At 70.6% G+C, this 25,663-nt stretch carries 24 protein-coding genes; 11 read left to right on the top strand and 13 right to left on the bottom strand.

All coding sequences use genetic code 11. The features are described 5' to 3' along the window. From KVT44_RS26425 to KVT44_RS26410, 4 genes are all read right to left on the bottom strand, one after another. Positions 1-772: bifunctional 5,10-methylenetetrahydrofolate dehydrogenase/5,10-methenyltetrahydrofolate cyclohydrolase (locus tag KVT44_RS26425; RefSeq protein WP_217569104.1), on the bottom strand; the 772-nt coding region annotated here is incomplete at its 3' end. A gap of 77 nt (positions 773-849) precedes the next feature. After that, the gene (purU, locus tag KVT44_RS26420; RefSeq protein ID WP_217569143.1) at positions 850-1,689 is read right to left on the bottom strand and encodes a formyltetrahydrofolate deformylase; all 840 of its coding nucleotides are present in this window, start codon (positions 1,687-1,689) and stop codon (positions 850-852) included. A gap of 59 nt (positions 1,690-1,748) precedes the next feature. Next, positions 1,749-2,618: a methylenetetrahydrofolate reductase gene (locus KVT44_RS26415; protein ID WP_099924779.1), complete on the bottom strand. Its 870-nt coding sequence runs from the start codon at positions 2,616-2,618 to the stop codon at positions 1,749-1,751. Between the two features lie 680 nt (positions 2,619-3,298). Continuing rightward, positions 3,299-4,633, bottom strand: a complete 1,335-nt coding sequence (locus KVT44_RS26410; protein ID WP_217569102.1) for an aminomethyl transferase family protein — start codon at positions 4,631-4,633, stop codon at positions 3,299-3,301. A gap of 271 nt (positions 4,634-4,904) precedes the next feature. On the opposite strand from KVT44_RS26410, the gene KVT44_RS26405 reads away from it, so the two are divergent. Then, entirely contained in the window at positions 4,905-5,831 is a 927-nt protein-coding gene (locus KVT44_RS26405) for a LacI family DNA-binding transcriptional regulator (protein ID WP_099924781.1), read from the top strand. 56 nt (positions 5,832-5,887) lie between these two features. On the opposite strand, the gene KVT44_RS26400 is transcribed toward KVT44_RS26405, so the two are convergent. After that, complete coding sequence (locus KVT44_RS26400) at positions 5,888-6,418, bottom strand: glycine cleavage T C-terminal barrel domain-containing protein (protein ID WP_217569100.1); 531 nt, start codon at positions 6,416-6,418, stop codon at positions 5,888-5,890. A 10-nt stretch (positions 6,419-6,428) separates the two neighbouring features. Next, positions 6,429-7,340, bottom strand: a complete 912-nt coding sequence (locus KVT44_RS26395) for a LysR family transcriptional regulator (RefSeq protein ID WP_190171735.1) — start codon at positions 7,338-7,340, stop codon at positions 6,429-6,431. A gap of 392 nt (positions 7,341-7,732) precedes the next feature. Between KVT44_RS26395 and KVT44_RS26390 the strand changes: the two genes are divergently transcribed. The 4 genes from KVT44_RS26390 to KVT44_RS26375 all read left to right on the top strand — a co-directional run bounded on the left by KVT44_RS26390 (position 7,733) and on the right by KVT44_RS26375 (position 9,887). Next, entirely contained in the window at positions 7,733-7,903 is a 171-nt protein-coding gene (locus KVT44_RS26390) for a hypothetical protein (RefSeq protein ID WP_217569098.1), read from the top strand. A gap of 105 nt (positions 7,904-8,008) precedes the next feature. Then, positions 8,009-8,299 (top strand): hypothetical protein, encoded by a 291-nt coding sequence (locus KVT44_RS26385; protein ID WP_217569096.1) that lies wholly within the window; start codon positions 8,009-8,011, stop codon positions 8,297-8,299. A gap of 111 nt (positions 8,300-8,410) precedes the next feature. After that, on the top strand, positions 8,411-9,376 hold the full coding sequence (locus tag KVT44_RS26380) for an LLM class F420-dependent oxidoreductase (RefSeq protein ID WP_217569095.1): 966 nt from the start codon (positions 8,411-8,413) through the stop codon (positions 9,374-9,376). Between the two features lie 76 nt (positions 9,377-9,452). Continuing rightward, positions 9,453-9,887 carry a hypothetical protein gene (locus KVT44_RS26375; RefSeq protein WP_217569093.1) on the top strand — a complete coding sequence of 145 codons (435 nt, stop codon included), beginning with the start codon at positions 9,453-9,455 and terminating at the stop codon, positions 9,885-9,887. 51 nt (positions 9,888-9,938) lie between these two features. Here the strand turns inward: KVT44_RS26375 and KVT44_RS26370 are convergent, their stop codons facing one another. Beyond that, positions 9,939-10,307: a low affinity iron permease family protein gene (locus tag KVT44_RS26370; RefSeq protein ID WP_217569091.1), complete on the bottom strand. Its 369-nt coding sequence runs from the start codon at positions 10,305-10,307 to the stop codon at positions 9,939-9,941. 321 nt (positions 10,308-10,628) lie between these two features. Beyond that, complete coding sequence (locus KVT44_RS26365) at positions 10,629-10,805, bottom strand: CsbD family protein (protein ID WP_099924787.1); 177 nt, start codon at positions 10,803-10,805, stop codon at positions 10,629-10,631. Between the two features lie 780 nt (positions 10,806-11,585). On the opposite strand from KVT44_RS26365, the gene KVT44_RS26360 reads away from it, so the two are divergent. After that, complete coding sequence (locus KVT44_RS26360; RefSeq protein WP_217569089.1) at positions 11,586-12,866, top strand: MFS transporter; 1,281 nt, start codon at positions 11,586-11,588, stop codon at positions 12,864-12,866. A gap of 140 nt (positions 12,867-13,006) precedes the next feature. Next, positions 13,007-14,440 carry a cytochrome P450 gene (locus KVT44_RS26355; RefSeq protein WP_217569087.1) on the top strand — a complete coding sequence of 478 codons (1,434 nt, stop codon included), beginning with the start codon at positions 13,007-13,009 and terminating at the stop codon, positions 14,438-14,440. Between the two features lie 37 nt (positions 14,441-14,477). Here the strand turns inward: KVT44_RS26355 and KVT44_RS26350 are convergent, their stop codons facing one another. Beyond that, entirely contained in the window at positions 14,478-15,164 is a 687-nt protein-coding gene (locus tag KVT44_RS26350; protein ID WP_217569085.1) for a hypothetical protein, read from the bottom strand. A 215-nt stretch (positions 15,165-15,379) separates the two neighbouring features. On the opposite strand from KVT44_RS26350, the gene KVT44_RS26345 reads away from it, so the two are divergent. Next, positions 15,380-18,268: an AAA family ATPase gene (locus KVT44_RS26345; RefSeq protein WP_308314117.1), complete on the top strand. Its 2,889-nt coding sequence runs from the start codon at positions 15,380-15,382 to the stop codon at positions 18,266-18,268. 10 nt (positions 18,269-18,278) lie between these two features. On the opposite strand, the gene KVT44_RS26340 is transcribed toward KVT44_RS26345, so the two are convergent. After that, entirely contained in the window at positions 18,279-19,193 is a 915-nt protein-coding gene (locus tag KVT44_RS26340) for an endonuclease/exonuclease/phosphatase family protein (protein WP_217569083.1), read from the bottom strand. A gap of 397 nt (positions 19,194-19,590) precedes the next feature. Here KVT44_RS26340 and KVT44_RS26335 point away from each other — a divergent pair, with 397 nt between their 5' ends. Next, on the top strand, positions 19,591-21,861 hold the full coding sequence (locus KVT44_RS26335; RefSeq protein ID WP_217569082.1) for a M4 family metallopeptidase: 2,271 nt from the start codon (positions 19,591-19,593) through the stop codon (positions 21,859-21,861). Positions 21,862-21,925: 64 nt separating this feature from the next. On the opposite strand, the gene KVT44_RS26330 is transcribed toward KVT44_RS26335, so the two are convergent. Next, entirely contained in the window at positions 21,926-23,032 is a 1,107-nt protein-coding gene (locus tag KVT44_RS26330) for a PP2C family protein-serine/threonine phosphatase (RefSeq protein ID WP_217569081.1), read from the bottom strand. A gap of 11 nt (positions 23,033-23,043) precedes the next feature. Continuing rightward, on the bottom strand, positions 23,044-23,277 hold the full coding sequence (locus tag KVT44_RS26325; protein ID WP_217569079.1) for a hypothetical protein: 234 nt from the start codon (positions 23,275-23,277) through the stop codon (positions 23,044-23,046). On the opposite strand from KVT44_RS26325, the gene KVT44_RS26320 reads away from it, so the two are divergent. Continuing rightward, positions 23,276-23,623, top strand: coding sequence for a PRC-barrel domain containing protein (locus KVT44_RS26320; protein WP_217569077.1), 348 nt, complete (start codon positions 23,276-23,278; stop codon positions 23,621-23,623). The genes KVT44_RS26325 and KVT44_RS26320 overlap by 2 nt on opposite strands. Positions 23,624-23,893: 270 nt before the next feature. On the opposite strand, the gene KVT44_RS26315 is transcribed toward KVT44_RS26320, so the two are convergent. After that, positions 23,894-24,337, bottom strand: a complete 444-nt coding sequence (locus KVT44_RS26315; RefSeq protein ID WP_229889225.1) for a DUF6010 family protein — start codon at positions 24,335-24,337, stop codon at positions 23,894-23,896. Between the two features lie 287 nt (positions 24,338-24,624). On the opposite strand from KVT44_RS26315, the gene KVT44_RS26310 reads away from it, so the two are divergent. Continuing rightward, positions 24,625-25,287 (top strand): alpha/beta fold hydrolase, encoded by a 663-nt coding sequence (locus tag KVT44_RS26310; protein WP_308314116.1) that lies wholly within the window; start codon positions 24,625-24,627, stop codon positions 25,285-25,287. Positions 25,288-25,663: the final 376 nt, after the last annotated feature.

The raw sequence follows: 25,663 nt of genomic DNA, 5'->3' as shown, positions 1-25,663 counted from the left end.
GCACGGGAGGGAGTGGAGCGGCGATCCCGTCCACCCCCCCCGGGCGGACGCCACCGGTGAGACCGGGGTCGGTCTGGTGGATGCCGACGTGGATCACCGACGCCCCCGGCTCGATGTGCTCGGGGCCGATGAGCCCGGGCACCCCGGTGGCGACCACGACGATGTCGGCCGGCCGGGTCACGGCCGCGAGGTCCGTCGTGTACCGGTGGGCGATCGTGACGGTCGCGTCCCGTTGCAGGAGCAGCTGGGCCATGGGCCGCCCGACGAGTTCGGAGCGTCCGACCACGACGGCGTGGGCGCCCTTGATGGTGACGCCCTCCGCGTCGAGCAGTTCGACGACACCGCTGGGGGTGCAGGGTCGCAGGCCGAACTCCCCGCGGGCCAGCAGACCGGCGCTCGCCGTGGTCAGTCCGTCCACGTCCTTGCCGACGGGGATACGGTTGATCAGCGCGGCGGAGTCGAGCCCCTCGGGCAGGGGCAGTTGCAGCAGGATGCCCGACACCTCGGGGTCGGCGGCCAGTTCGTCGATGACGGCGGCGACCTCCTCCTGCGTGGCCCGCTGCGACAACGTCCGGTGGAAGTCGCGCATCCCCGCCTCGTGGATCGCGCGCCGTTTGTTGGCGACGTACACGGCGCTGGCCGGGTCGTCACCGACGAGGATCGTCGCCAGGCCCGGCACGCCCGCGCCGGCGGCGACGCGGGAGGCGACCTCCTCGGCGACCCGTGACCGGATGTCCCGGGCGATCTTCTTGCCGTCGATTGTCGTCGTCATGGCAGTGACATCACCTTCTGGTGTGGGAACCCTCTGCGGTGAAAACTGGTGGAGACCGATGGAAACCGGTGCATCGGTCAGGCGAAGACGATCGTGTGGTTGCCGTCGCGGATCACGCGGTCCTGGCTGTGCCACTCCACCGCCCGGGACAGGACGGCCCGTTCGACGTCCGCGCCCCGGCGCTGGAGGTCGGCGGCGTTCTCGGCGTGCGTCACCCGGACGACGTCCTGCTCGATGATCGGGCCCTCGTCCAGGTCCTCGGTCACGTAGTGGGCGGTCGCGCCGACGAGTTTCACGCCCCGCTCCTTCGCTTTGGCGTAGGGGCCGGCGCCGATGAAGGCGGGCAGGAACGAGTGGTGGATGTTGATGATCGGCACGCCCACCTGGGCGATGAAGTCCCCCGACAGGATCTGCATGTAGCGGGCGAGCACGATGAAGTCGACGTTGCCCCGCAGCAGCCGCAGGTGTTCGGCCTCGGCGGCGGACTTGTCGGGACCCGTCGACGGCACGTGGAAGAAGGGGATCCCGAAGCCGCGGACCTCCTCGGCGGTGTCGGGGTGGTTGGAGATCACCATGGACACTCTGATGGGGAGTTGACCCCGCCGCTGCCGCCAGAGCAGGTCGAGCAGACAGTGGTCCGACTTCGAGGCGAAGATCGCGACCCGCTTCGGCACGGACATGTCCCGCAGCGTGAACCGAAGCTCGAACTCCTCGGCGAGCCGCGCCTTCAGCTCGCTCTCGATCGCGGGCAGCGCCGCCTTGAGGTTGTCCAGGCTGAAGACCGTCCGCTGGAAGAACGCGCCACCCTGCGGATTGTCGGAGTACTGGTCGAGCGAGACGATGTTCGCGCCGTGGCTGCTGAGCACCGCGCCGACGGCGGCGACGATACCGGTGCGGTCCTTGCCCTTGACGATCAGCGAGGCGTGGTGCGGGGCGTGCCGGGGTGCGCGCGGGCGCGTCCTGGGTGAGCGTCACGTCAGTTCTCCTTGTCGCGGAAGTCGGCGACCCACTCGGAGGTGGTCTTCAGGCCGCCGAATGTGTAGAAGTGCAGCTTGAGTTCGCCGTGCCGGCGTGCGTCGTAGTCCTTGGCCAGTGCCCGGATGAAGCGGTCGGGTCCGGCGGTGCCCATGAGGTTGGTGAGCGAGAAGCCGTACTTCTTGGCGATGGACGTACTCGTGCCGACGCCGAAGCGGGCCGCGTAGGTCATCAGCCGTCTGATCCCCGCGGGCCCGGGCACACCGATCCGGACGGGCAGGTCGATGCCCCGGGCCCGTACCGCCTCGACCCAGGCCAGGACGGCGTCGACGTCGAATCCGAACTGGGTGATGACGGCGCCGGGCAGCCCGTGCTCCTCAAGGGCGGCGCTCTTGTGCTCCATCGCCGACCAGAGCACCGGATCCGCGATCGCGGGGTGTCCCTCGGGGTAGCCGCTCACCCCGACGTGCCGCACGCCGTGTTTCTGCAGCAGTCCGGACCGGATCAGGGCCAGTGCGTCGTCGTACGGGCCGTGCGGCTCGGCGGGGTCGCCGCCCACGACGAAGACGTTGTCGGCGAGGCCGTCCGCCTCCAACGCGGCGAGGAACTCCTCCAGCGCAGCCCGCGAGGGCAGCCGACGGGCCGATATGTGCGGTACGGGGACGAAGCCCAGCCGTTTGACCGCACGCGCGGCGGCCAGTCGCATGTCGAGGTCCTCGTTGCCGAGGAAGGTCACATTGATCCGCGTGCCCCGAGGGATGGTGCCGCGGGCCTCCTCGAGCTTCGGGACGTCCTTGCCCGTCATCTCGAGAGAGAAGTCATCCAGCAAAGGGGCGACGGCCGACGCCGCTGCCGTGGAGACGGAATCCATGGTGCTCCTTGTTCACATCGTTTTCCGTGTCGCATGGGTTCTCCGGGAGGTGCGCGGGTGGGGGCGCGCGACAGTGCCGCAGGGGGAGTCGACTCCCCCTGTTTCAGGCGGTGGATCACGCCATCACGTACACTAAATCGATCTAGTGACGAAGCGTAGCAGGTAGCTAAATCGTTCTAGCAATAGGGCGGGAGCATTTCGTACGACGAGCGTCGGCCGAGAGGGAGCGGAAGCGCGGTGAAGGCTGGTTCGGGGCGGGTGGCGTCGAACGAAGTCGCCGCGGCGAGCGGCGTCGCGCGGGCGCTGCGCGCGGGCTCGTCCCGGATCGTCGTACTTGACGGGCCGTGAACTCGACGACAGCGGTGGCAGTTTGAGGGTCGTTTGGGTCAGGTCGTTTCAGGAGACGGTGCTTGATCAGTGCAGATGTGCGTGCCGGACCCCCGCGGCCCAGGCCTGATCCATCCAAACGACAGGCCCTGGCCCCGCCGACGCCGTTCGTCGTGCCCCGTCCCCCTCGCTTTCCGGGTCGGGCCCCGGCCGTTGTGGCCGCGGTAGGGGCCACGGGGGCTGCCCTTCTGATGCCGAGCTGCTCGCGCGTGCCGTCCCGTCGGGGTCGCGGAGGTGACCGCCGACGGGACCACCCGGTCCCACAACCCGGCCCGGTGGCAACGCCGCTGAGGTCAGGCGTTGCGCCGGTACAGCGTGCGCGCGTGCTGGTTGAAGGGCGCGGGCTGGACCGTGGCGCGGATGCGGGGGAGTCCGAGGTCCGCGTCCGGGGCCGTCCCCGGTCCGGGGTGCTCGCCCCACACCACCGACACTTCGGTGCCCGGCTCCGCGTACCGCTGGTCGATCAGGGTCAGCGACAGGACGGTGCCCACCGGATCGATGCTCGCGCTCTGGAAGGTGATGCCGACGAGCCCGGAGCCCGACTCCACCCGGTGCCGGGAGTAGCTGAGCACGAATCCGGGGTCGTCCCCGAGGACCTTGCGCACGTCGTCGGTGTCGAAGACCAGCGTGACCTTCTTGCGCAGGACCTCGTCCTTGGCCTTGCGCAGGGCGTCACGGCCGATGAAGTCGTGGTTGAACGAGATCATCTTGCCGTAGCCGAGTTCGTACGGGGAGCAGTAGTAGTCCTCGATGTTCTCCGAGAAGAAGCTGCCGCCCAGGGGCCGTTGGCCCTCGATGCCGTACAGGGCGATGTGCCTGCGGTACGCGAGCAGCTCCGGGTCGCTGTAGATGCCGGGTACCGGCGACGGCACCCAGCCGCTCTCCACGCTGGGTGTGGCGTACGCGAGCGCGCCCACCTGGACCAGCCCGAAGGGCTCACCCGCCCGCAGCAGCGCCTCCTTCACCGCCTCGGCGTGCTCCCACGCGCCGATGAACTCGTAACCGGCCTGCCCCGCCATGCCGTGGCGCAGGGCGCGGAAGCCCATTCCGTCCAGGGTGACGGGGGAGGAGTGGAAGAACTTGGTCGGCGGCAGCGGGCCGCCGAACGCGCGCTCCACGAGTTCGCTCGCCAGCGGTCCCTGGATCTGATAGCGGAACAGCTTCGGGTCACCGCTCTCGCGGAACGCCGACGACGGGTCGGTGACGTAGGTGACGTCGTAGCCGCCCTGTTCCCCGTGGTACTGGACCCAGTGCTGGGCGGTGGGGATGCCGCTGAGCGTGTACGTGTTCTCCGCGTCGCGGGACAGGATGCCGTCCGTGACGATGTTCCCGTCCCGGGTCACGGGTATGTACTGCTTGGCCTGACCCACGGCGAAGTTCTCGAAGTTGTTCGCGCCCAGGTCCGCGAGCAGACGGGTGGCGTCGGGTCCCTCGATGAACATGTCGTACATGTGGTGCGAGAGGTTGAGAAGCGCAACGCCCTCGTGCCACGCGGCCTGTTCCTCGCGCCAGCCGGTGTACTCGCGCTCGACGACCTCGGGGGTCCAGGGCGCGGCGTTCGGCTTCCACAGCAGCTTGACGGGCGAACCGGCCCGGTCGATGCCGTCCTGAAGACTGGGGGATGCCATACGGCTCCTCTCGTCGCCGTCTGCCCGGTCGACTGACTTGCCACATCGGACCGGTAGTGCCGCAGCTCTGCACTAGATCGTTCTAGTTCCGCGGGCAGACGTGTCTGCTAAATCGATCTAGCGGGACCGTAACAGAGCGGATCCGGCGTTGGCGAGAGTCGTGCAATGATCTTTCGGAACGAACGTGGCCCGGCTGGATTAGGCTGCGCTGCAGGGCAGGAGTCGACGGCGGTGTCGATGGCGGCGCGGTACGACGAGCGGGAGTGCGGTGATGGCTGGTTCGGGGCGGGTGACGTTGAACGACGTCGCCGCGGCGAGCGGCGTCTCGCGGGCGACCGTGAGCTTCGTACTCAACGACGACCCGAACCAGACGATCTCGCCGGCCACTCGCGAGCGCGTGCGGCAGGCCGCCCGCGAACTCGGCTATGTGCCGCACGGCATCGCGCGGGCGCTGCGCGAGGGATCGTCCCGGATCGTCGTCCTCGACATCGACTGGGGTCTCGAAGGCAACTACTCGCGCAGTTACATCCGGGGCCTCGACGACGAACTCGCCGCCCACGACCACGTCCTGCTCGTCCGGCACGGGCATTCCGCGCCGCACTCGATGCAACAAGTCCTCGACACGATCACCCCGCGCGCCGTACTCCGGTTCGCCGAGGCCTATCTGAGCGGCCACGAGCCCGACGCCGAGGACTGGAAGAACGGCTTCGCCGGGCATGCCGCCCTGCAGATCCGCTACCTCGCCGAGCGCGGCCACACGGACATCGCCATGGCGCTGCCGGACAGCGACTCGCCGCTCACCGAGGTGCGCATGCGCTTCGTCCGTGAGACCGCGGACGCGCTGGGACTGCCGGCGATCACACCCTTCGTGGTGCCGAGGCCAAGAGCGGCCGGTACCACGGCTGTTGAGGCGTTCCGCGCGGCGCACGAGTCGGTGACGGCCGTCGCGGCCTTCGACGACGACGTCGCCCTGCGCACCCTGACCGCCCTGCACGACCTCGGTCTCACCGTGCCTGACGACATCGCCGTGATCGGCTTCGACGACACCGAGTACGGCGCCCTGATCACCCCCGCACTCACCACCGTCCACATCGACGCCGAAGCCCACGGACGACAGGCCGCACGTACCGCCCTCGGCCTCGACACGGCCGGCATCACCCGGTCCCCGGGACGGGTGCTCGTCCGCGACTCGGCCTGACCCGGCCCTGTCCGCGCTCACGTCGGGGCGGTGGCGGGGGCGTCACTCCCCGGACCTCACAGGTTGCTGACGTCGCTCCGACGGTGGTCCGGCTTGAGAGGCAGCGCGGCCACGGTCGCCCGGATCTCCCGCTGGGACGTTCCCGGCCTGCCCCGGAGGACTGTGACCTCCGTGCCGGGGGCGGCGTACGCGGGATCGATGACGCACAGTGAGATCGTGGCGCGCAGGCACGGGCTGAGCGTCCGGCCGGTGGACACTCCCACCTGGGAGCCGGACAGCAGGACCTGGTCGAAGCCGAGGCCGCGCCGCCGGGGCGGCTCCATCTGTTCGGGGGCCACTTCGTCGTCCAGGAGCGAGGTGAGGATGCCGGTGACGTCGTGCTTGTTCCACAGCAGGCCCACCGACTCCCGTGTGGCGGCACCGCTCGTGGCGTCCGCGGCCGGCGCCTCGCGACCGAGGAAGTCGCGGCCCGGGACACCGCGACGGAAGCCCCAGCCGAGTTCGCCCGGCTTGCGGAAGTAGTCGGTCAGGCGTCCGGGCGTCCCCGGGTGAACGCCGTTCCCATGAGCGGCGTAGAGGTGGGTCACGCGGCGCGATTCACCTCTGGATCGCAGGAATGGGGTTCGCCGCGAACCATCGCGTCAGGAATTCCAGGAACACGGTGATTTTCCGGGGAGCGGTCTGCCCGGGACCGTAGATCGCGTAGAGCGGGCGGTCCGGGACCGCCACCTCCGGCAGCAGGGTCTCCAGCGCCCCGGACATGAGGTCGTCGTACGCCGAGCGCTGCGGCAGCAGGGCGATTCCGCGGCCCTGCACGGCCGCCTTCTGGAGGGCTATGTAGGAATTCGAGGAGAAGGCCACGTTGCGGATCTTGTGGAGATTGGAGCTGTGTCCGTATCCCATGCGCCAGACCGGGTCGTTGACGTGCACCAGGCAATCGTGCGCGGTCAGGTCGTTCGGATGGGAGAGGGGATCGTGCCGGTCGATGTATTTCTTCGACGCGCACAGGACAAAGGGAAGAGAGGCGATTTTCTTGAGGCGGACGCTGGAATCCCGCAAGTCCCGTGTGTGGAAGGCGACATCGAATCCACTGTCGAGGAAATCGTAGGTCCGGTCGGAGAGCCCGCCCAGTTCGAAACGTACGAGGATCTTCGGATGGGCGGTGGAGAAGGCCGCGATGGCGTCACCCAGATCGAGGCTGCCTATCCACTTGGGGCAGACGATGTTGAGGGCCCCTTCCGCCCGGTCGTGCCGGTGGGCGATGCCGGATTCCTCCGCCCTGATCTCCTCCAGGATGCGGGTGGCGAACTCGGCGTAGCGCAGGCCCGGTTCGGTGAGGGTGACCGAGCGGGCCGTGCGGTTCACGAGGCGGACGCCGATCTGGCGTTCCAGCTCCGCGACATGGCGGGAGACGAGTGACCCCGAGGAGCTCAACGCCTTGGCGGCTCCGCTGAAACTTCCGACCTGGGCGACGGTGACGAAGCTGCGCATGAGGAGCAGGCGGTCCATGGGATGTCCTCCAGCCATCCATGGCTCCGGTGTCCCTCCGGGCCACGGCGAACGTGGGTTGGTGCGGTGTGTGTCCCGGGGCGGCGGCGGCTCCTGGCGGCGGCAGGAACCGCTGATCCCGATCCGGCACAGGCTCAACTAGAACGTTCTAGCTGAGACGCTAGCAGACGCGATCTCCCGTCACGAGGGCCTGGAAGCGGAATTTCGGGAGCACCGGCGCGATACCTGGTGTGGGCGGTCTTCTCCCGGACGACCGCCTCGGACCGCCTCCGGCCGGGCCGTCGGGCCCCGCGGTACCGGCGGGATGTCGGCCGCGGCCGTCTCGCCGTACGCGTGGGACGGCCGGGTCGGCGCGGTGTCGTGGTCGAGCCGCCGGTCCTGCGGGCGACGTCGTGTGCGAGACGGGAAGTCCGCCGCCGCGCGATGACCACCCGGGCGCCGACGGCATGTGGGAGATCGACTCCCTCGGGCTCGTCGAACCCCTCGCGCGGCTCGACGCGGGCCGGGACCGCAACGGTCTGCCCACGCCGCGAGTCGTCGTTCCACATCGGCGCCCGCTGTGACCCCGGCGCCGAGGACCTCGACGCCGGGATCGCGACGACCCGCGCCACGATCTCTGCCGGGGCCCGCTTCCTCGTCACCCGGCCGGTGTTCGAGACCGCGGGACCGTGCCTGCCTGGGGCCCCGGCGGCGACCGGGTGCCGGTACTCGTCGCCGTGTCCGTGCTGAGCGGCTTCGTCGAGGCCGAGCGCATGGCCTACGAGGTACCGGGCGCGCACATCCCGCAGGACACGCTCACCGCACTCGACACCGCCGGGGAGCGGGCCCGGGAGACGGGGGCGCGCCTGGCCGCCGACCTGCTGGCAGAGGTCCGGCCACTCGTCGACGGCGTGGTCGTGGTCTTCCGGGATGACAAGGAAACCGCCGGACGAATGCTGTCCGGCGCCCGGCGTGCTTGAGACGTGGGGGAGCCGGACGTCGGTGTGGCGCGCCCCTCTGGTCGGCGCCGACCCGCTACCTGAGGTGGCGGTCGGATGTTTCGGATCATGCTGACGGGTAATGCGGAGAATATGGTTCAAATCGGCTACACGATGATGACCGAGCAGGCCGGCCCCCGCGACCTCGTCGAACACGTGGTTGAGGCGGAGCGGGCCGGTTTCGACTTCTCCGTCACGTCCGACCACTATTTCCCCTGGCTGGAGTCGCAGGGGCACGCCCCCTACGCGTGGAGTGTGCTCGGCGCCGCCGCCCAGGCGACGGCGCGGATACCGCTCATGACGTACGTGACCTGCCCGACGACCCGCTATCACCCCGCCGTCGTCGCGCAGAAGGCGGCGACCCTGCAACTGCTCTCGGAGGGACGGTTCCGGCTCGGGCTCGGCTCGGGCGAGAACCTCAACGAGCATGTGGTGGGCGGTGGTTGGCCCTCTCTGCAGACCCGTCTGGAGATGCTCGAAGAAGCCGTGGAGATCATCCGCGAACTCTTCGGGGGCGGCAACGTGCATCACCATGGCACGCACTTCGAGGTGGCGAACGCCCGGCTGTGGGACGTGCCGGACGAACCGCCCCCGATCGGGGTGGCCGTATCCGGCAAGCGATCCTGTTCCCTGGCCGGCCGGCTCGCGGACCTCGTCATCGCCACCGAGCCCGAGCCGGAACTCATCGAGGCCTTCGACCGAAGTGGCGGCCGGGGCAAACCGCGCGTCGGCCAGCTGCCCGTCTGCTACGACCCGGACCGGGAGGCCGCGGTCGCCCGTGCGCACGAACAGTTCCGCTGGGCTCTCGGCGGCTGGCCCGTCAACGCCGAACTGCCGGGCCCCTCGGGCTTCGAGGGCGCCACCCGGTACGTCACCCCGGAGGACACCGCGGGAGCCATCCCGTGCGGCGACGACGTCGACACCTTCACGGAGGCGGTCCGGCCCTACGTGGAGGCGGGCTTCACCGAGATCGCCCTGGTGCAGGTGGGCGGCGACCAGCAACTCCCGTTCATCGCCTGGGCCGAGAAGACGCTGCTGCCCGCCCTGCGCGAACTCTGACGACAACGCGACCCGCACGCGGTTCGGCTCCGGCTCCGCCGGTGCCGGGCCCGACCAGGAGACGTGAGAGGACACCATGAACAGCACGGCGCACCACAGCGACACCGCGCACAACACCTCGTCATCCCCCGACCCGGCCGATCGGTCGGCCTCTTCCCCTGAGCTGGTGCAGGTCGTCCTGGACGCCTGCTCCGTCGCGGACGCGGACACCGTGTTGCGCGTCCTGGGTACACGCTTCGCCGAGGAGAGTGGTGACGACATGCCACGGCACGACAGCACCGCGCGGTCCGACACCTGGACCGGAGCCTTCCTCGTCGGGCGGGACGTGCGCGACGCCGCGCTGCCGTCCGACCTTTCCCTGGACGGTTCCGTCGCCGTGGAGCTCCAAGGAGGTCCTGTGGCGGTCGACCGGCTGCGGCAGACCCTCACGTCCGCCTTCGGCGTCGAGGTGTCCGGGTCCGCCTCCGGCGACCAGGAGATCGATCTACGGCTCCGGCTGACGCACGCGTAGGCCCGCCCCACGCGTAGGCCCGTCCGGGGAACGAGTCACCCCCTCGGACCCTCAGATCTCCTCCTCCATCCGGATCACGTCCCTGAGGTTCTCGTGCGCCTTTCCGGGTTCACCTTCCTGTGCTTCGAGCAGAGCGGCGGCGATGGCGTCCAACTTGCGCTGAATCGCTCGCTCGGCCCGGAGTTCCGAATTCTTGAGCAGCGCCAGGAGCAGCAACGTCACCGCCGTCATGGAGTCTCCGGCGAGAAGGAGCCACTCCGTCGCGATTCCGGCGATGTGCACGGCGACAGTGAAGGAAACCAGCGCGAGACAGAGGACGAAGAAGGCCGGTGAACTGGTCACCGTCGACACCGACTCCGCGAATCGTTCGAACCTGCCGCGTCCGGCACCGCCGCGGTCGGCGGGATGCTGAAGAGTCATGGTCCTGCGCGCCCTCCGTTGCGGGGTTCCGGCCCGACCCGGGCGGAGCTTCCGGCGCGTCGCGCACCCTCCTCGGTGGCGTGGTCGCGCACGCCACCGAGAGGAAGGGGCCGTCGCCGGCATCGATCCCGGGCCACTGACCCCGCAGGGCGCCGACCACCGCGATGGAGTCGGCGGGCCGTAACACGGTTCGTCACGTGAGCGGACCGAGCGGCACCGTCACATCCGCCGGAGGGGCGACGCCGAGGACCGCGCCCCGGGGCGCTGAAGACCCTGCCCGGGGCGCCGACGACCGTATCCGGGACGCCCGGGCCGTCCTCCTCAGTGCTTGGTCCGATGGCGGATCTGGCCCACGGCCTTTTCGGTCATCTCCTGGGCCTTTCCGCGCAGCTGTTCACCGCGGCCCGCCCTCTGCATGGACTTGTCGCCCAGGGCTTTGCCGAGGGTCTCCCTCATCTTGCCCCTGAGCTGCTTCGTTCTGGCGTTGCCCTTCATCATCACAGTCGCTTTCCTCGAGGCCGCCGACGAGTGGGGTGCGGCGACATGCCTGTCTTCACCGTGTGGCCAGGAGGTGGACACCGCAAACCGGCATACGCGATTTCACCGTTCGGGTCCTCTTCCGTCAGTTCGCCACGGGAGGCCTCGTCGCGATCCCCTCACGTGCCGTGGACGAGGCCGCCGGGGCGGTCGCGAACACGGCCCCGGGTGCCCCCTCTTGACGCCCTGGATCCCACCGCCCGACGCGTCCGTTCCGCGCACCGTCCCGTACGACGGTCCGGCGGGATCCGGCGCACCTCTTGCACGGCCCCGCGGTTGCTGATGTCATATTCAGCCGCAGGTCGGTGACTTTGGCTGATTACGCTTTCGGGTGATCCGAAAGTATCGGCTACCTTGTGGCTGCACAGATGTTGATGCCTAAACAAGGCCTGCGTCGATGCCCTTCCCCGGTCTCGGTCGTGTCGATTCATCCCGCATGCCCGTTTCCCGACTCGCCCTCGTTCCGAGCGGAGTTCGTGTGACCCGACATCGCGCCATGGCATGGACGAGCAGTCCTCTCTCCGCCGGTCCCGGTGGAGAGGTCTCCTCCGGTCCTGGTGCCGAGGCGGTCCGCACCACCCCGTAGGTGCCGCCGGTTCGAACGGACCGCCGCCGTGGCGTCACGCCGTGGACGGCGGGTGGCTCTCCGGCTCGATGAATGTCGTGCACCTGCCCGCCTGAGGGTCCTTCGAGCCCGCCGGGCGTTCCCCATCACAGCTGAGTGAAAGCCCCCCATACTCCGTGACCATTCAACTGTACGAGGGCCGGCCGGCCGGTCGGCATGCCGCCGTACCTCCCGGCAGCCTGCTCCGCCGGGTCTACGCACCGCGGGCCTTCGACGCACTCGCCTTCTCCATGTCGACGTACGCCATGCCGCTCCTGGTGCTGGCCACGACCGAATCCGCCTCGCTGACCGGGCTGGCCTTCGCGCTGGAATGGATACCGCGGGTGGCGGCCTTCGGCCTCGCCGGTGACCTGGTCGACCGGCGCGGAGCCGCCATCGTGTTCTTCCTCGCCTCCTCGGCGCGCGCTGTCCTCGTGGCCGGCGGGAGCGTCGCGCTGACGATGCTGGAACGGGGGACGGCGCAGACACTGGTCGTGATGGCGCTGGCCGCCGCTACGGGCACCCTGACGCAGTTCAGCTTCATCGCCAACGAAGCCGTGGGCGCGATCGTGAGCCGCCGTGCGGACACCCAGGCGCACAAGGTTCAGGCCGTCCTGATCGGCATCGACCAGACGGCGACGCTCACCGGACCCGCGCTCGGCGGCGTCCTGCTGCTGGCGGGGCCGACCCAGATGCTCGCCGTTCTGAGCGTGCTGTCGTGCCTGGCGGCGGCCCTCGCCCTGCAGACCCCGCCGACCCCTCTTCGCGGCTCCCAGCCCGGCACCATACAGCGGGGAGCGGGCCTCAAGACGGGCTGGCGGACGCTGCGTTCGCTGCCCGCGCTCGGCTGGCTGGTGGGCGGCCTGACCGTCTCCAACCTCGCGCTCGGGCTGCTCCAGTCCGCCAGCCCGATCATCGTCGTCGAGCGCTTCGGTCTTTCCCCCGCGGCCGTCGGCACCCTCTGGTCGGCAGCCGCGGCCTCCACGCTCCTGACGGTCACCGTCTGCCGCTTCGCGCTCAACCGGCTGGGCCTGTGGGGAGTCGGCGTGGTGTGCTCCACCGTCGCGTCCGCAGCCTGTCTCGCCCTGGCCCACGCGCCCACGTACACCGCGTACGTCGTCCTCATGGCGCTGTTCATGGCGGGCGACGGCGGCCTGACCGTCGTCCTGCGCACGTTGCGCTCCCTGCTCATCCCGGCCGCGGTCTTCGGCAGCACCCTCTCCCTGACCATCCTGCTTCTGCTGCTGCCCTTCCCGCTCGCGGGCATCGTGGTCGCCCTCACCTCGCCGTGGGCCCTCGACTACGTCATCGCGGTGTGCGCCGCGCTGCAGGCCGTCGCCCTCGGTCTCGCCTTCCTGCGTCTGCGCACCGACCCGGTCCTGCGCACTCCGGGCAAACCAGCGCAGGTCACGGCCTGAACCACGGCCTGAACCAACGGGCGCCCCGCGGCGGCCCGTTCGTGCGGCCTGGGGTAGGGTCTGGCACCGGTTCGTAGCCGCTGAAGGGCTACGAACCGGTGGCGGGGAGCGTCGAAGGGCTGCGAACGGTGGAATCCCACATGGGGGACGGCGGATCCATGGACGTGGACGACACGCGGTTGGAGGCGATGACCGCGCAGCCGCTGCTGACCCGGGACTACGAGACGCGCCCCGCGCTCGTCTACGAGCGGCTGAGGCAGCGGCACGGCCCGGTCGCGCCGGTCGATCTGCTGGGCGTACCGGCGTGGTTGGTGCTGGGGTACCGCGAGTCGCTTCAGGTCCTCCAGGACGACGACGCGTGGCCCAAGGGGCTGGAGAACTGGCGGGCCCGGTCGGAGGGCAGGGTTCCCGCCGACTGGCCGCTCGGCCCTTCCCTCGAGGTGAACCACGTGCTGATCCAGGGCGGTCCCGGCTACCAGCCGCTGCGGACGGCGTGGGACGCGGCGCTCAAGCCCTTCCAGGATCCGCGCCATCCGCAGACCAAGCGGCTGAAAGCGGCCGTCACCGCCCATGCCGACGAGCTGATCACCCTGTTGGGACAGGGCGGCGGCACGGGCGTGGCCGACCTGTCGGCGCAGTTCGCGCGACCGCTGCCGCTCATGGTGGCAAGCCATCTGCTCGGCTTCCCCGGCTCACAGGGCGACGACGCGCTGATGGACATGTGGCGGGTCCTCGACGCGGGGCCGGACGCGGAACCCGCCCTGGAACGCCTGCTGGAGACCCTGGTGGAGCTGGCGGCGGCCAAGCGGACGCGGCCGGGCGACGACTTCCCCTCCTACCTGCTGGCCGCCCACCCCGACCTCACCCTCGACGCGCTCGCCCGTGAGCTGTTCATGCTGCTCGGCATGACGTCCGACCACGTCGGCATCCTGATCTCGAACACCGTGGTCGAGGTCATCGCGGGAGAGGGCAGCGCACGGGCAAGTCTGTCCGCCGGGATGGTCAGGGAGACCATGAACCGGGTCGTCATGCGCAAACCGCCGCTGGTGAACTTCGTACCGAGGTTCGCGGCCAAGGACACTCCGCTCGGCAACTACACGATCCGCGAAGGCGATCCGGTCTGGGTGTCCTCCGCCGCCGCGCACGCCGATCCCGTCTTCGCCGACCACGCGGTGGCCGACACGACGATCAGCAGCCGGGCGCACCTCGCGTGGGGCGCGGGCCGACGCCAGTGCCCGGCACGCGAGCTGGCGTCGACGGTCGCGGCGGCGGGGGTGAGCCGCTTGTTCGAGCGCTTCTCCCACCTGGAACTCGCGCTCCCGGTGGACCAACTGCCCTGGCGCTCCTCCCCGTTCATGCGCGGCCTGCGATCGCTGCCCGTACGGTACGAACTCGCCTCGCCGGTCGCCCCGTTGGCGCGGGAAGGACAGGAGGGGGTCGCGGGCCCGGAGTCCGACACTCCCGACATCCCCGACACGCCCGACGTGTCCGGGACGGTGGCGGCGGACCAGGCCGTCCAGCGCCGCTCGTCGCTCTGGCGCTACCTGACGGGCCTGATACGGACGGGCCGTTGAGCCCGCGCCGCCCCGGACGGTCGGACGGCCGCCCGGATCACACGAGGAAGGGCAGGTTCACGATCAGGGCGATGTACGCGATGGCTCCGATCACGATGAGCAGTGTGAACACGACGTAGTGGACCTGACGCCACGGCATGCGCACCCCGGGGAAACGCTGGTACAGCTGGGACCAGTCCAGACGACCGTGGTCCTTGAAGGCCAACCCCAGCCGCTCCCACAACTCCTTGAGCCCCTCCGGGTCCCACAGCCGGGTGTCGATCACGAGGGGCTTGCCGGTCTTCGAGGTGATGAGGATCCGGCCGGTGTGCACACCGTCCAGCGGCAGCCGCACCGTGTGCAGCCCCGTGAGGGAGGACACCGGTACGTCGAGGACCCGACGGTTCCACAGGTTCCGTACCGTCAGAACGCCGTCCTCCAGCCGGATGCCGGCGTTCGCCCAGCGCAGGCCGCTCAGCGCGCCGATCCACAGCAGCGGGACGGCGAACGCCAACACCCCGATCACCAGACCCGCTCCACCCGATCCCGCCGAGGTGCCGCGCCCCTTGGCCATCATCAGGCCCATGCGCAGGGCGCCGATGAGGATGAGGGGCGCACCCTTGAGGAGCGGGCCCTTGATCGTCCCGTTGTCGGGCCTGACCGAGACCCACGCGAGGTCCGTGTCGTCGTCCTCCGACAGATCGGAGAGCGGGGTGTCGCCCGGACCCGGTGGCCGTACCGTCATGGGGTTGTCCTCCTTCTGCGCCGTGCCGCGGACTCCCGCGCGGACAGGCGAGGAGCGGCAAGGCGGCGGAGGACGATGGTGGCAGAAGCCGGCGCCGTTCACATCCGTGGAACTACGTAGTCACCGCCCGTGCGTTGTCAGTGCCCGACCTTAGGGTTGGGCCGAAGACAGAGATCGACGCACAGGGCGCGCACGATGCCGTGGGGGATGCGAACGTGGCACAACTGGTCGGCAGGACCTCGGAACTGGCCCGTCTCGACGCCGTGATCGACGGCCTCGGGCAGCCCGGGGCGCCGACAGCCGTCGACATCGCCGGAGAACCCGGCATCGGCAAGAGCCGGTTGCTGGGGGAGGTGTGCGCCCGGGCGCGGCAGGCCGGGTTCACCGTGCTGCGCGGCAGAGCCACGGAGTACGAGCAGCACATCCCGTTCCAGGCGTTCACCGATGCCTTCGCCGACGCCGCCCCCGGGACACCGGCCGACCATGCCGTCCTGGCCGAGGCGTACGCGGTGCTGCACGGCGTCTGGAACGCCTGGGCCGGTACCTCGGGCGGCGCGCCGGGCGAGAACATCCGCAACCGCTTCGGTCTGCACCGCACGATCGCCGCGCTGCTCACGCGCCTCGGCGCGGGCGGTCTGGTGCTGGCCGTCGACGATCTGCACTGGGCGGACCCGGAGTCCAGGGAACTCGTGGACTACCTCGTCCGGCACCCCCCGCGCGGCCGGGTGCTCCTGGTCGTGGCACGCCGGAGCCGTCAGACACCGACACCGCTGACCGCCGCCCTCACCCGGGGCGCGGACAACGACGCCGTGCTCCACGTGCCGTTGGAACCGCTGCCCGAACAGGAGTCCATCCGGGCGCTCGCCCCCGACCTCCCCCCGGACCAGGCCAGGAAGCTGTACGCCGCCAGCGAGGGCAACCCCCTCTATCTGCTCTCCCTCCTCCAGGCGTACCGCAACGGGACCCCGCTGCACGGCGTTACCGACCACCCCCGCGCCACCGACCCGCTCGGGGTGCCGAGCGGGCTGGCATCACTGCTCCTGGACGAACTGACCGCGCTGACCGGGCCGCAGCGCCGCATGGTCGAAGCGGTCGCCGCGCTCGGCGACCACGCCACCTCGGCGATGCTGACCGTGTCGACCGAGACGCCGGAGCGGGACGTCGAGGACCACACCGGCGCCCTGGCCCGGCGCGACCTGCTGCGCCTGGGCGCGGACGGCCGGTGGGTGCTGCGCCACCCCCTGATGCGGGCGCTGGTCTACGAGAACACCCCGGCGCCGCGACGCGCGGAGGTGCACCGCCGTGCCGCACACGAACTGGCCAGGCGCGGGACCTCGGCGGCCGAGCGTGCCCACCACGTCGAGAAGTCGCTCACCGGCTGGGACCCGGACGCGGCGGCCGTACTGAGCGAAGCCGCCGCCCACCTCGCGCCCACCGCGCCCGCCACGGCCGCCCGTCTGCTGGACGTCGTGCTCGGACTCATGCCGGACACACCCGAGCACGCGCGGCGGCGCGGCGAACTCGTCCTGGCACGCGCCCGGGCGCTCGGCGTCGGCGGGAACCTCCGGGAGAGCCGGGACCTGCTGCACACCGTCATCGCCACAGCGGGGGAGGACCACCCCGACCTGCGCGCGGAGGCCATCGCCCAGTGCGCCGTGATGGAACGGCACCTCGGGCACTCACCGGAGGCCACCGCCCTGCTGCGCCGGGAGCTGTCGCGTCGGCCGGGGCCGCCACCCGGCCAGGCTGTCTCGCTGGGCCTGGCCCTGGGCATGACCGCCCTGCTGACCGCGTCCTATCCCGAGGTGCGTGCCGACGTCGCACGGGCCCTCGCCGTCGCGCGCTCCCACGGCGACCCCGTGGGCGAGGCGGCGGCCCTGGCACTGGCGTCGCTGGGGGAGGCCTACGAGGGGGAGACCGAGGCGGCAGCCCGGTTCGCCGACACCGCCCGCGGGCTCACCGACGGGCTGACGGACCCCGACCTGACGGATCTGAGCGAGGCACTGGTCTGGCTGGCCTGGGCGGAAACCCTCATCGAGCGGTACGCCGACGCGGAGCGGCACATGGCCCGCGGCCTGGAGATCGCCCGCCGTGGCGGTCAACTCCACGTCCTGCCCCACCTGTTGTCGAACAGAGCCTTCGTGTACCTCAACACCTGCCGGCTACCGGCCGCGCTGGAGTCGGCCGAGGAGGCGGAGGCGATCGCCCGCACACTCGGCAGCAGTGACCTCCTGGCGTTCACACTCGCCTTCAAGACGCTGATCCTGCTTCTGATACGGCCGTTGGGAGACGGCGACGCGCTCGCGGCCGGCGAGGAGGCCGTCGCGGCCGCGGGCAGCAGCAAGGGCTGGTGGTCGGCCCTGGCCTGGTGCATGCTCGGCCACGCGGCGTTCGTCAGCGGCGATCCGCACCGCGCCCAGCAGGCCATCACGACCGCCGGCGGAGGCCGTGAACTGCCATTGCTCCAACCGTCCATCCGTCCGGGGCAGCTGGACACGCTCGTCAACGCGGCCCTGGCGGCCGGTGACCTCGACCAGGCCGGACGCTGGGCCACGCAGGCCGGAAAAGAGGCGGACCGCCTGGGCCTGGGCGGCCAGCGCGCGGCCGCACTCCGGGCCCGGGCCGCGCTGGCCGAGCACCGCGGCGACACGGAAGAAGCCGTCCGCCTCCTGGACACGGCCACGCAGGAGTACGCCCGCTGCGGACAGCCCCTGTGGGAGGCGTACTCCCTGCTGCGCGCCGCTCCCTTGGTGAAGCGCTCCGGACAGGGCGCCCGCGCGGCCGTGATGTGGCACCGGGCCCACCGGATCGCCGCGGGCGGCGGCGCGCGTCTGCTGACGGATCTGGCCGAGTTGACACGTCCGCGGGTCGTCGCGGACACCCCGGTGATTCCCCCGGAGCTGGGCGAGCTGACCACCCGTGAATTCGAGATCGCCGAGCTGGTGGCGGAGGGACTGAGCAACCAGGCCATCGCGGCCCGGCTGCATCTCAGCCGCCGTACGGTCGAGACGCATCTGTCCGCCGTCTACCGCAAGAGCGCGATACCGTCCCGCTCGGCCCTGGCCAGCCTCATGACACGCGCCGCCCTCGATGCGGCGGGCTGAACGGGCGGGGTCACAGGGACAGTTCCAGCACGAGCGGGCGATGATCCGAGACCCCCGTCGTGGGTGTGCGCGCTCCGCTCGCCGCCGCCACGCCGACGCCGGTCGCGAGCACATGGTCGAACTGCACCACCGGGCGGTGCGCGGGATAGGTCGGGATGCGGGCCAGGTCGAACCAGCCGCGGGGTGACGGTGGGATACGGGTCCTCCCGGGAGCGTTCAGTACGACCCTGGGCAGGGAGCCGATCAGGTTGAAGTCGCCCAGCAGCACATGGGGTGAGGGCAGTTCGGCGATCCACTCGCGGACCGTGAGCAACTGCCCGATGTTCCAGCCCGGTACGAACGACAGATGCACCGCCACCACCGTGAACGGACCGCCCGGTCCCTCCAGCACGGCGGCCAGCGCGGCGCGCGGCTGGTCCCGGACCAGGGTGAGCCCGGGCCGCCCGGCCATCCGCAGGGGCATACCGAGGGGCGCCGGGGCCAACCGCCGGGCCCGCCACTCCCGTACCGGAAACCGGGACAGCAACGCGATCCCGTGCGAGGGGACGTCCGTGGCCGAGCCGGCGTCCTGCGGGCCGTACACCCGCAGCCCCGGCTCGGCCGGGTCGAGGATCCACCCCCGGTCCGCTGTGGAGCGGGCGTGGAACGCGCTCGCGTAGCGCCAGTGCTTCAGTCCCGCCGCGTCGGCGGCGACCGACGCCTGGTCGACGCCGTCCGTGCGCTCCTGGAGGCGGTCCAGTTCCTGCAACGCCAGGACATCGGCGTCCAGGGACAGGACGGCTCGGGCGAGTGGTCCTTCGGCCGGGTTCGCGGCGGGGGAGAGGGGCCCTCCGTCCGGCAGCGGCCGGCCGTGCAGCACATTGAACGTCGCGAGCCGCACCGGCCGACGGCGCGTGCCCTGGGTCCGCTGATTTTGCTGATTCATCGTCAGGCCAGTGTCCCCGTATCGGTGCGGTCCGCGGAAACCGGCGTGAGCAGCTTTCCGTGCCCGGGAACCCACGCCACCCTCGCCACCCGGACCGTCCGGCTCCGGCCGAAAAGTGCCCTGAGCCGGGGCGAACATCCAGCAAGCAATAGCCAATTTCAGCCGTTGCTTTGTCATCTCCATGACAAGACTGTGCATGCGATGCCAGTCTGCTCTTGAACGTTCACCGTTCCTTCACACCCCCCACCTGTCGCGCGCCGCCGAGTTCCGACACACCCCTCGTGGGTCACCTCGTGCAGCGCCCTTCCCTGCTCAGCGCGTTGCCAGCCGGCCACACCCTGCCGGCCCGCTCTCTCGGCCGCGACCACGGGCCGATCGTCGCCAGAAGGAGAAGCCCTTGCTCTCGCCCCACCGCACCTCGCACCGACGCAGATACACCACGGCGTTGGCGCTCACCGCCGCCGGCACGCTGCTCGCCGCCGGTTTCCACACCGGCGTCGCATCCGCGGCCCCCCGTGACCGCGGCCACGCGAAGACCGTCGCCACCCCTCGGGCCGCCGCGGCCCCGGCGAAGCTGTCTCCCGCCGCGCACGCCGCGCTGCTCAAGAGCGCCACCGCCGCGGTCGGCGCCACCGCGAAGATCCTCGACCTCGGCTCCAAGGAGAAGCTGATCGTCAAGGACGTCTCCAAGGACGCCGACGGCACCACACACACCCGCTACGAGCGCACCTACGCCGGACTGCCGGTCCTCGGCGGCGACCTCGTCGTACACGTCAGGAACGGTCTGTCCACCGTGTCCGAGGCGAGCAAGGCCGACCTCAAGGTGCCGACCACCACCGCCCGCGTCACGTCCGCCACCGCCGCCCACAAGGCACTCGCGGTCGCGAAGAAGGCCGACGCCACGCGTCCCGCGGTCGACGGCGCTCCCCGGCTCGTCGTCTGGGCCGCCGGAGCCGAGCCGGTGCTGGCCTGGGAGTCGGTGGTCGGCGGCACCCAGGACGACGGCACGCCGAGCGAGCTCCATGTCATCACCGACGCCACCTCGGGCAAGGCCCTGTTCGACTTCCAGGCGGTACGCACCGGCACGGGCACGGGTCAGTACAGCGGATCGGTTCCGCTCAGCACCACGCCGTCCGGCTCCACGTACCAGCTGGTGGACGGCGACCGCGCGGGTCACCGCACCTACGACCTGAACCAGGGCACCTCCGGCACCGGCACCCTCTTCACGGATGACAACGATGTCTGGGGAGACGGCACCCAGAGCAACCGGCAGACGGCCGGCGTGGACGTCGCCTTCGGCGCCGCGGCCACCTGGGACTACTACAAGGACGTCTTCGGCCGCAACGGCATCCGCAACGACGGCGTGGCCGCCTACAGCCGGGCGCACTACGGCAACAGCTACGTCAACGCCTTCTGGTCAGACAGCTGCTTCTGCATGACGTACGGGGACGGCGCGAGCAACACGCACCCGCTGACCGCCCTGGACGTGGCCGCGCACGAGATGAGCCATGGCGTGACCGCCGCCACCGCGGGCCTCACCTACTCGGGTGAGTCCGGTGGCCTCAACGAGGCGACCTCGGACATCTTCGCCGCCGCGGTGGAGTTCCACGCCAACCTGTCCGCCGACGTCCCCGACTACCTGGTCGGCGAGAAGATCGACATCAACGGCAACGGCACCCCGCTGCGGTACATGGACAAGCCCTCCAAGGACGGGGCGTCCCGCGACAACTGGGACTCCTCGCTGGGCGGCCTCGACGTCCACTACTCCTCCGGACCGGCCAACCACTTCTTCTACCTGCTCTCCGAGGGCAGCGGTGCCAAGACCGTCAACGGGGTCTCGTACGACAGCCCGACCTACGACGGCGTACCCGTGACCGGCATCGGCATCGAGAACGCCCAGCGGATCTGGTACCGGGCCCTGACCACCTACATGACCTCCAGCACCAACTACGCCGGAGCCCGCACCGCGACCCTCCAGGCCGCCGCCGACCTCTTCGGCGCGTACAGCGACACCTACCTCGCCGTCGCCGCCGCCTGGGCCGGGATCCATGTCGGCGACCGGATCGCGCTGGGTGTCAACGTGGCGCCGATCGACGACCAGACCAGTGGCGTCGGCCAGCAGGTCTCCCTCCAGACCAGCGCCTACACCACCAACTCCGGCGCGGGCCTGACCTATGCGGCCACCGGCCTGCCGGACGGTCTGACGATCAGCGACACCGGCCTGATCTCGGGAGTTCCCACCACCACCGGGACCAGCCCCGTGACCGTCACGGTCACCGACAGCACGGGAGCGTCCGTCTCGGTGAGCTTCACCTGGCGGGTGGCGAACATCTACGCCAACAGCACGCGGGTGGACATCCCCGACGCCGGAGCCGCGGTCGAGTCACCCATCACCGTCACCGGCCGGACCGGCAACGCCTCGGCCACCACCCAGGTCTACGTCAAGATCATCCACACCTACCGCGGTGACCTGACGGTCTCCCTGGTGGGCCCCGACGGCACCGTCTACTCGCTCCTGAACCACAGCGGCGGCAGCGCCGACAACGTCGACCAGACCTTCACGGTCGACGCCTCCGCGCAACCCGTCAACGGCACCTGGAAACTGAGGGTCCAGGACACCGCCGCGATCGACGTCGGCTACATCCAGCAGTGGCAGCTCACCCCCTGACCTGTCCGCCCGCCGACCTCGCCCGTCCGGCCCGCCCCGCGCGGTCCGGGCGGGCGAACCGTCCTCACCCCCGCTCGCCCTGGGCGTCGGGTGTGAGGACCAGCATCGTGACGTCGTCACGCACTGCGGTGCAGAACCGTAGGAGGTCCTCCCAGAGGCGGTCGGTGAGGTCGGCCGGTCCCTCCCGGGCCAACGTGGTCAGGCGCTCGGCCAGGGGATAGAAGGCGCCCGTCGCGTCCCGGCTCTCGGTCACTCCGTCGGAGCCGAGGAACAGCCGGTCGCCGCGCTCCAGCCGGACGGTGCAGATCTGCGGCGGAGAGATCTCGAAGAACCCGAGCCCGAGGGGGGCTCCTGGTTCGAGGACGAGCTCGACGGCCTTGCCGTCGCGCAGCAGAAACGGATGCGGGTGTCCGCAGGACGTCAGACGCACCGCGTCCGCGTCGGCCGAGAACTCCAGCAGCAGAGCCGTCGCGAACAGTTCGGCGTGTGCGGTCTGGGCCGAGTCCACGACGAGCCGGCGATCGAGGCGGGCCGCGGCCGACTTCAGGTCGCCCTGGTCGAGCACGGTCTCCCGGAACGCCCCGAGGAGGGAGGCGACGGTCGAGACGGCCGACAGCCCGTGCCCCTGCACATCGCCCATCACCGCCCGCACACCGTACGGGCCGGCGCGCACGTCGAAGAAGTCGCCACCCACCAGCGTCTCGCGCTGCGCCGCCCGGTAGAGCGCCGTGCAGCGCACCGGGCCGACGCGTCGGGGAAGCGGTGGCAGCACGGCGAGCTGGGCGGCCTCCGCGACGGTGCGCACCGTGACCAGGTGGGCGTCGCGCCGACTGCGCACCAGGGAGATGGCGACGCTCAGGATCGCGACGAACGTGATGGTCAGCAGGTCGGTGTTGCCCGGATGGTTGAGCTGGAGCGGCGGTACGTAGAGGAACACGATGACGATGGCGCCGAAGACGGCCGTCGCCACCGGTCCGTAGGAGAGCACGGCCAGCGACGGGATGGCGCCCAGCAGGAAGCCGATGTCCAAGGGGTACCGACTCAGCAGTTCGGCGGTACAGACCGCCACCAGCAGGGCGGGCGGCAGCACCCGCACCCAGCGCGGTGGTGGTGCTCCGCGCAGCCAGCCTTGGCTCTCCCGGACCTGATGCCGGTGGTCGGCCGTGCCCATAGCACTCCTCCCTACCCCACCACGCTCCTCCTTCCGGCGGTCGGGCGCATCACGGTGGGCCGGGCGGGCCGCCGGACGCCGAGGATTTCCTTGTCCCGCGCGGAGTTCCGCGCGGAGAATTTCCGTTGTTGGTTGAAAATCGCAATTCTCTGAGAATTCTCTTCGGGAAAAAGAGTGTCGGCGCGCGCTGAACGGACACCCGGTGTTTTCAAGCGCAGCGCGACGTAGCTGGAGGATTTCTTCATGTACGAGAATCTGTGGGCCTACACTCCGACCAGCGGCCACACCCCCGACTCGGATCTCACCAGGTACCGGGTGGAAGCGACCGATGGGCACATCGGGAAGGTCGACAAGCACTCCGACGAGGTCGGTTCCCAGTACATCGTGGTCGACACCGGCATCTGGATCTTCGGCAAGGAGGTCCTGCTGCCCGCCGGGACGATCACCACGATCACCCACGAGGACAAGACCGTCCACGTCGCCCGGACGAAGGACGAAATCAAGTCGGCACCGGAGTTCGACAAGGAGAAGCACCTCGGCGACCCGCATTACCGCGATCAGCTCGGCGGACACTACGGGTCCGGACACTGACACCGCCCCGTCCGCCGGTGCTGCCCCCTTTCGGGGGCGGTGCCGGCGTTTCTGCAGCCCGCTCCGCCTCAGTGACCCGACCCGGGCCCCCGCCGGCTCGGCGACCTGCGTCCGGGACGGCTCGCCGGCAGACGGGACCTGGCCGCCCTGGGTGTCCTCTCGGCCCGCGACATGCTCGCTCCCGCCCGTTCGGTGAAGCACGGCGACGACCGCACCACCCGCGGCCCGCGAGGTGGCTCGGGACCTGGCGGCCCAGTCACCCGTGGGCGGCTAGGCGTGTGAGGCGTCGGTCGGGGAGGCGTCGGTCAGGGACGTGGGGCGCTTGGAGAACCAGGAGCCGATCAGGGTGGGGAGCGAGGGGCCGCCGCGCAGGCACCAGAGGGCGATCACCGGGTCGCAGATCGCGCAGCCGAGCGACGAGTGCGTGGCGAACGGGATGATCGGGGCTCCCCGCAGATAGTGCAGGGCGTCCCAGGCGGTGTGCAGCAGCCAGGCGATGCCGATCCAGACGTACGAGTCGAGGCCGCGGTAGGCGCAGTAGGTGACCGCGGCGGTGAAGACGAACTCCCAGGCGCCGAAGCTGCCACTGCTGAGATAGGCGGCTCCGGCCCCGGCGACCATGATGGCGTTGAACCGCCGCCTCGCGGGCTCCCGGAGCAGGGACATGAGGAACGCGTAGAGAACACCGATGAGTACGGGTGCGACGAAGAGCATGAGCGAGACGCTACGAGGGTGATCGCGGCCCCGGCAGTGGCCGGAATGACAGAGTGCGACGGGTTCTCGCCACCCGGTATCGCCGGCTCCGGGGACCGATCCGTCGTCGCGAGGTGAGGCGCGGCTGCCGACCGCCGTGGCGCCCGGCGTCGGACGACCAGTAGGCGATGGGACACTTCTCCCACAGGCGGAGTCGGAACACGGGAAGAGCTGTGATGCGCGGCCGAACGCGGACAAGGACCTCTGGTGCACCGGCGCGTGGACCGGTCGGGACCGACACCGCCCTGGTGCCGGTCCGTCACTCGGACGCGGCGCGTGCGGCCGTGCTCGTCCTGCACGGGGGCCGGGCCGACAGCCTGGCCCCCGCACGGCCCTGGAACGTGGCGGCGCTGCGGATGAGGCCCGTGGTCCGGGCCGTCGCCGCGGCCGTGCCGGACGACGAGGTCTTCCTCGGACAGGTGCGCTACCGCCTCAAGGGCTGGAACGGGTCACGGGCCGACCCTGTCGGTGACGTCCAGCGGGCACTCGCGGAGCTCGCTCGCCTAGTCGGTGAGGTGCCGGTGATTCTCGTGGGTCATTCGATGGGCGGCCGGGCAGCCCTGCGCGTCGCGGCGGCGACACAGGTGGGGGGAGTGGTGGCGCTGGCACCCTGGTGTCCGGAGGGCGAACCGGTGGCCCACCTCCAGGACAAGAAGGTGATCGCGCTGCATGGTGACCGCGACCGCGTCACCGAACCGTCGGAGTCGATCGCGTTCGTCCGCCGGGCCAGGGCCGCCGGATCCCGCGCGGGTGTGCTGCTGGTCAAGCGCGGTGACCACGCCATGCTCCGACGGTACGGAACCTGGCACGGCGCCACGGGGGCGGCCGTCGCCGAACTGCTGAGACCCACGGAGTCGCCCGGTGGACTGCTCGCCCGGGCGCTTTCGGAGGCCGACTCCGGCCTGCTCTGACCGGACCTGCCGGGAACCTGTGACTCCGGGACCCGTCGGAGTTGTCAACTCCCGGATTCGTCGGAGCTGTCAACTCCGGGACCGGGCGCGGCGCGAGGAGCGAAATTCCGGTGCGCCGACCGCTTCGCGCTCCCTACACTCACCCCACAACGCGCGCTCACCGCACCTGCGGAACATCACGGCGCGCGTCCTGACGAGTGAGGGGAGCCGGGCCGTGCGTCACCGCACCGCTGTCGTCGTTCCCCCTTCGCGCTACGAGGTGATCCTCGTGTCTCCGGGTGCCCGGTGCCGGCTGCGCGGCCGACACCGGTGGTCCGTGACGAACATCTGACCTCTCTCCGCCCGTCACCGGGCAGATCGGCTCCGTACGCCCCGA

Source organism: Streptomyces sp. GbtcB7 (assembly GCF_019091445.1).
Taxonomy (GTDB): Bacteria; Actinomycetota; Actinomycetes; order Streptomycetales; family Streptomycetaceae; genus Streptomyces; species Streptomyces mirabilis.
Note: the sequence above shows the minus strand (reverse complement) of the source record. Positions and strands in the feature narration are given on the sequence as shown.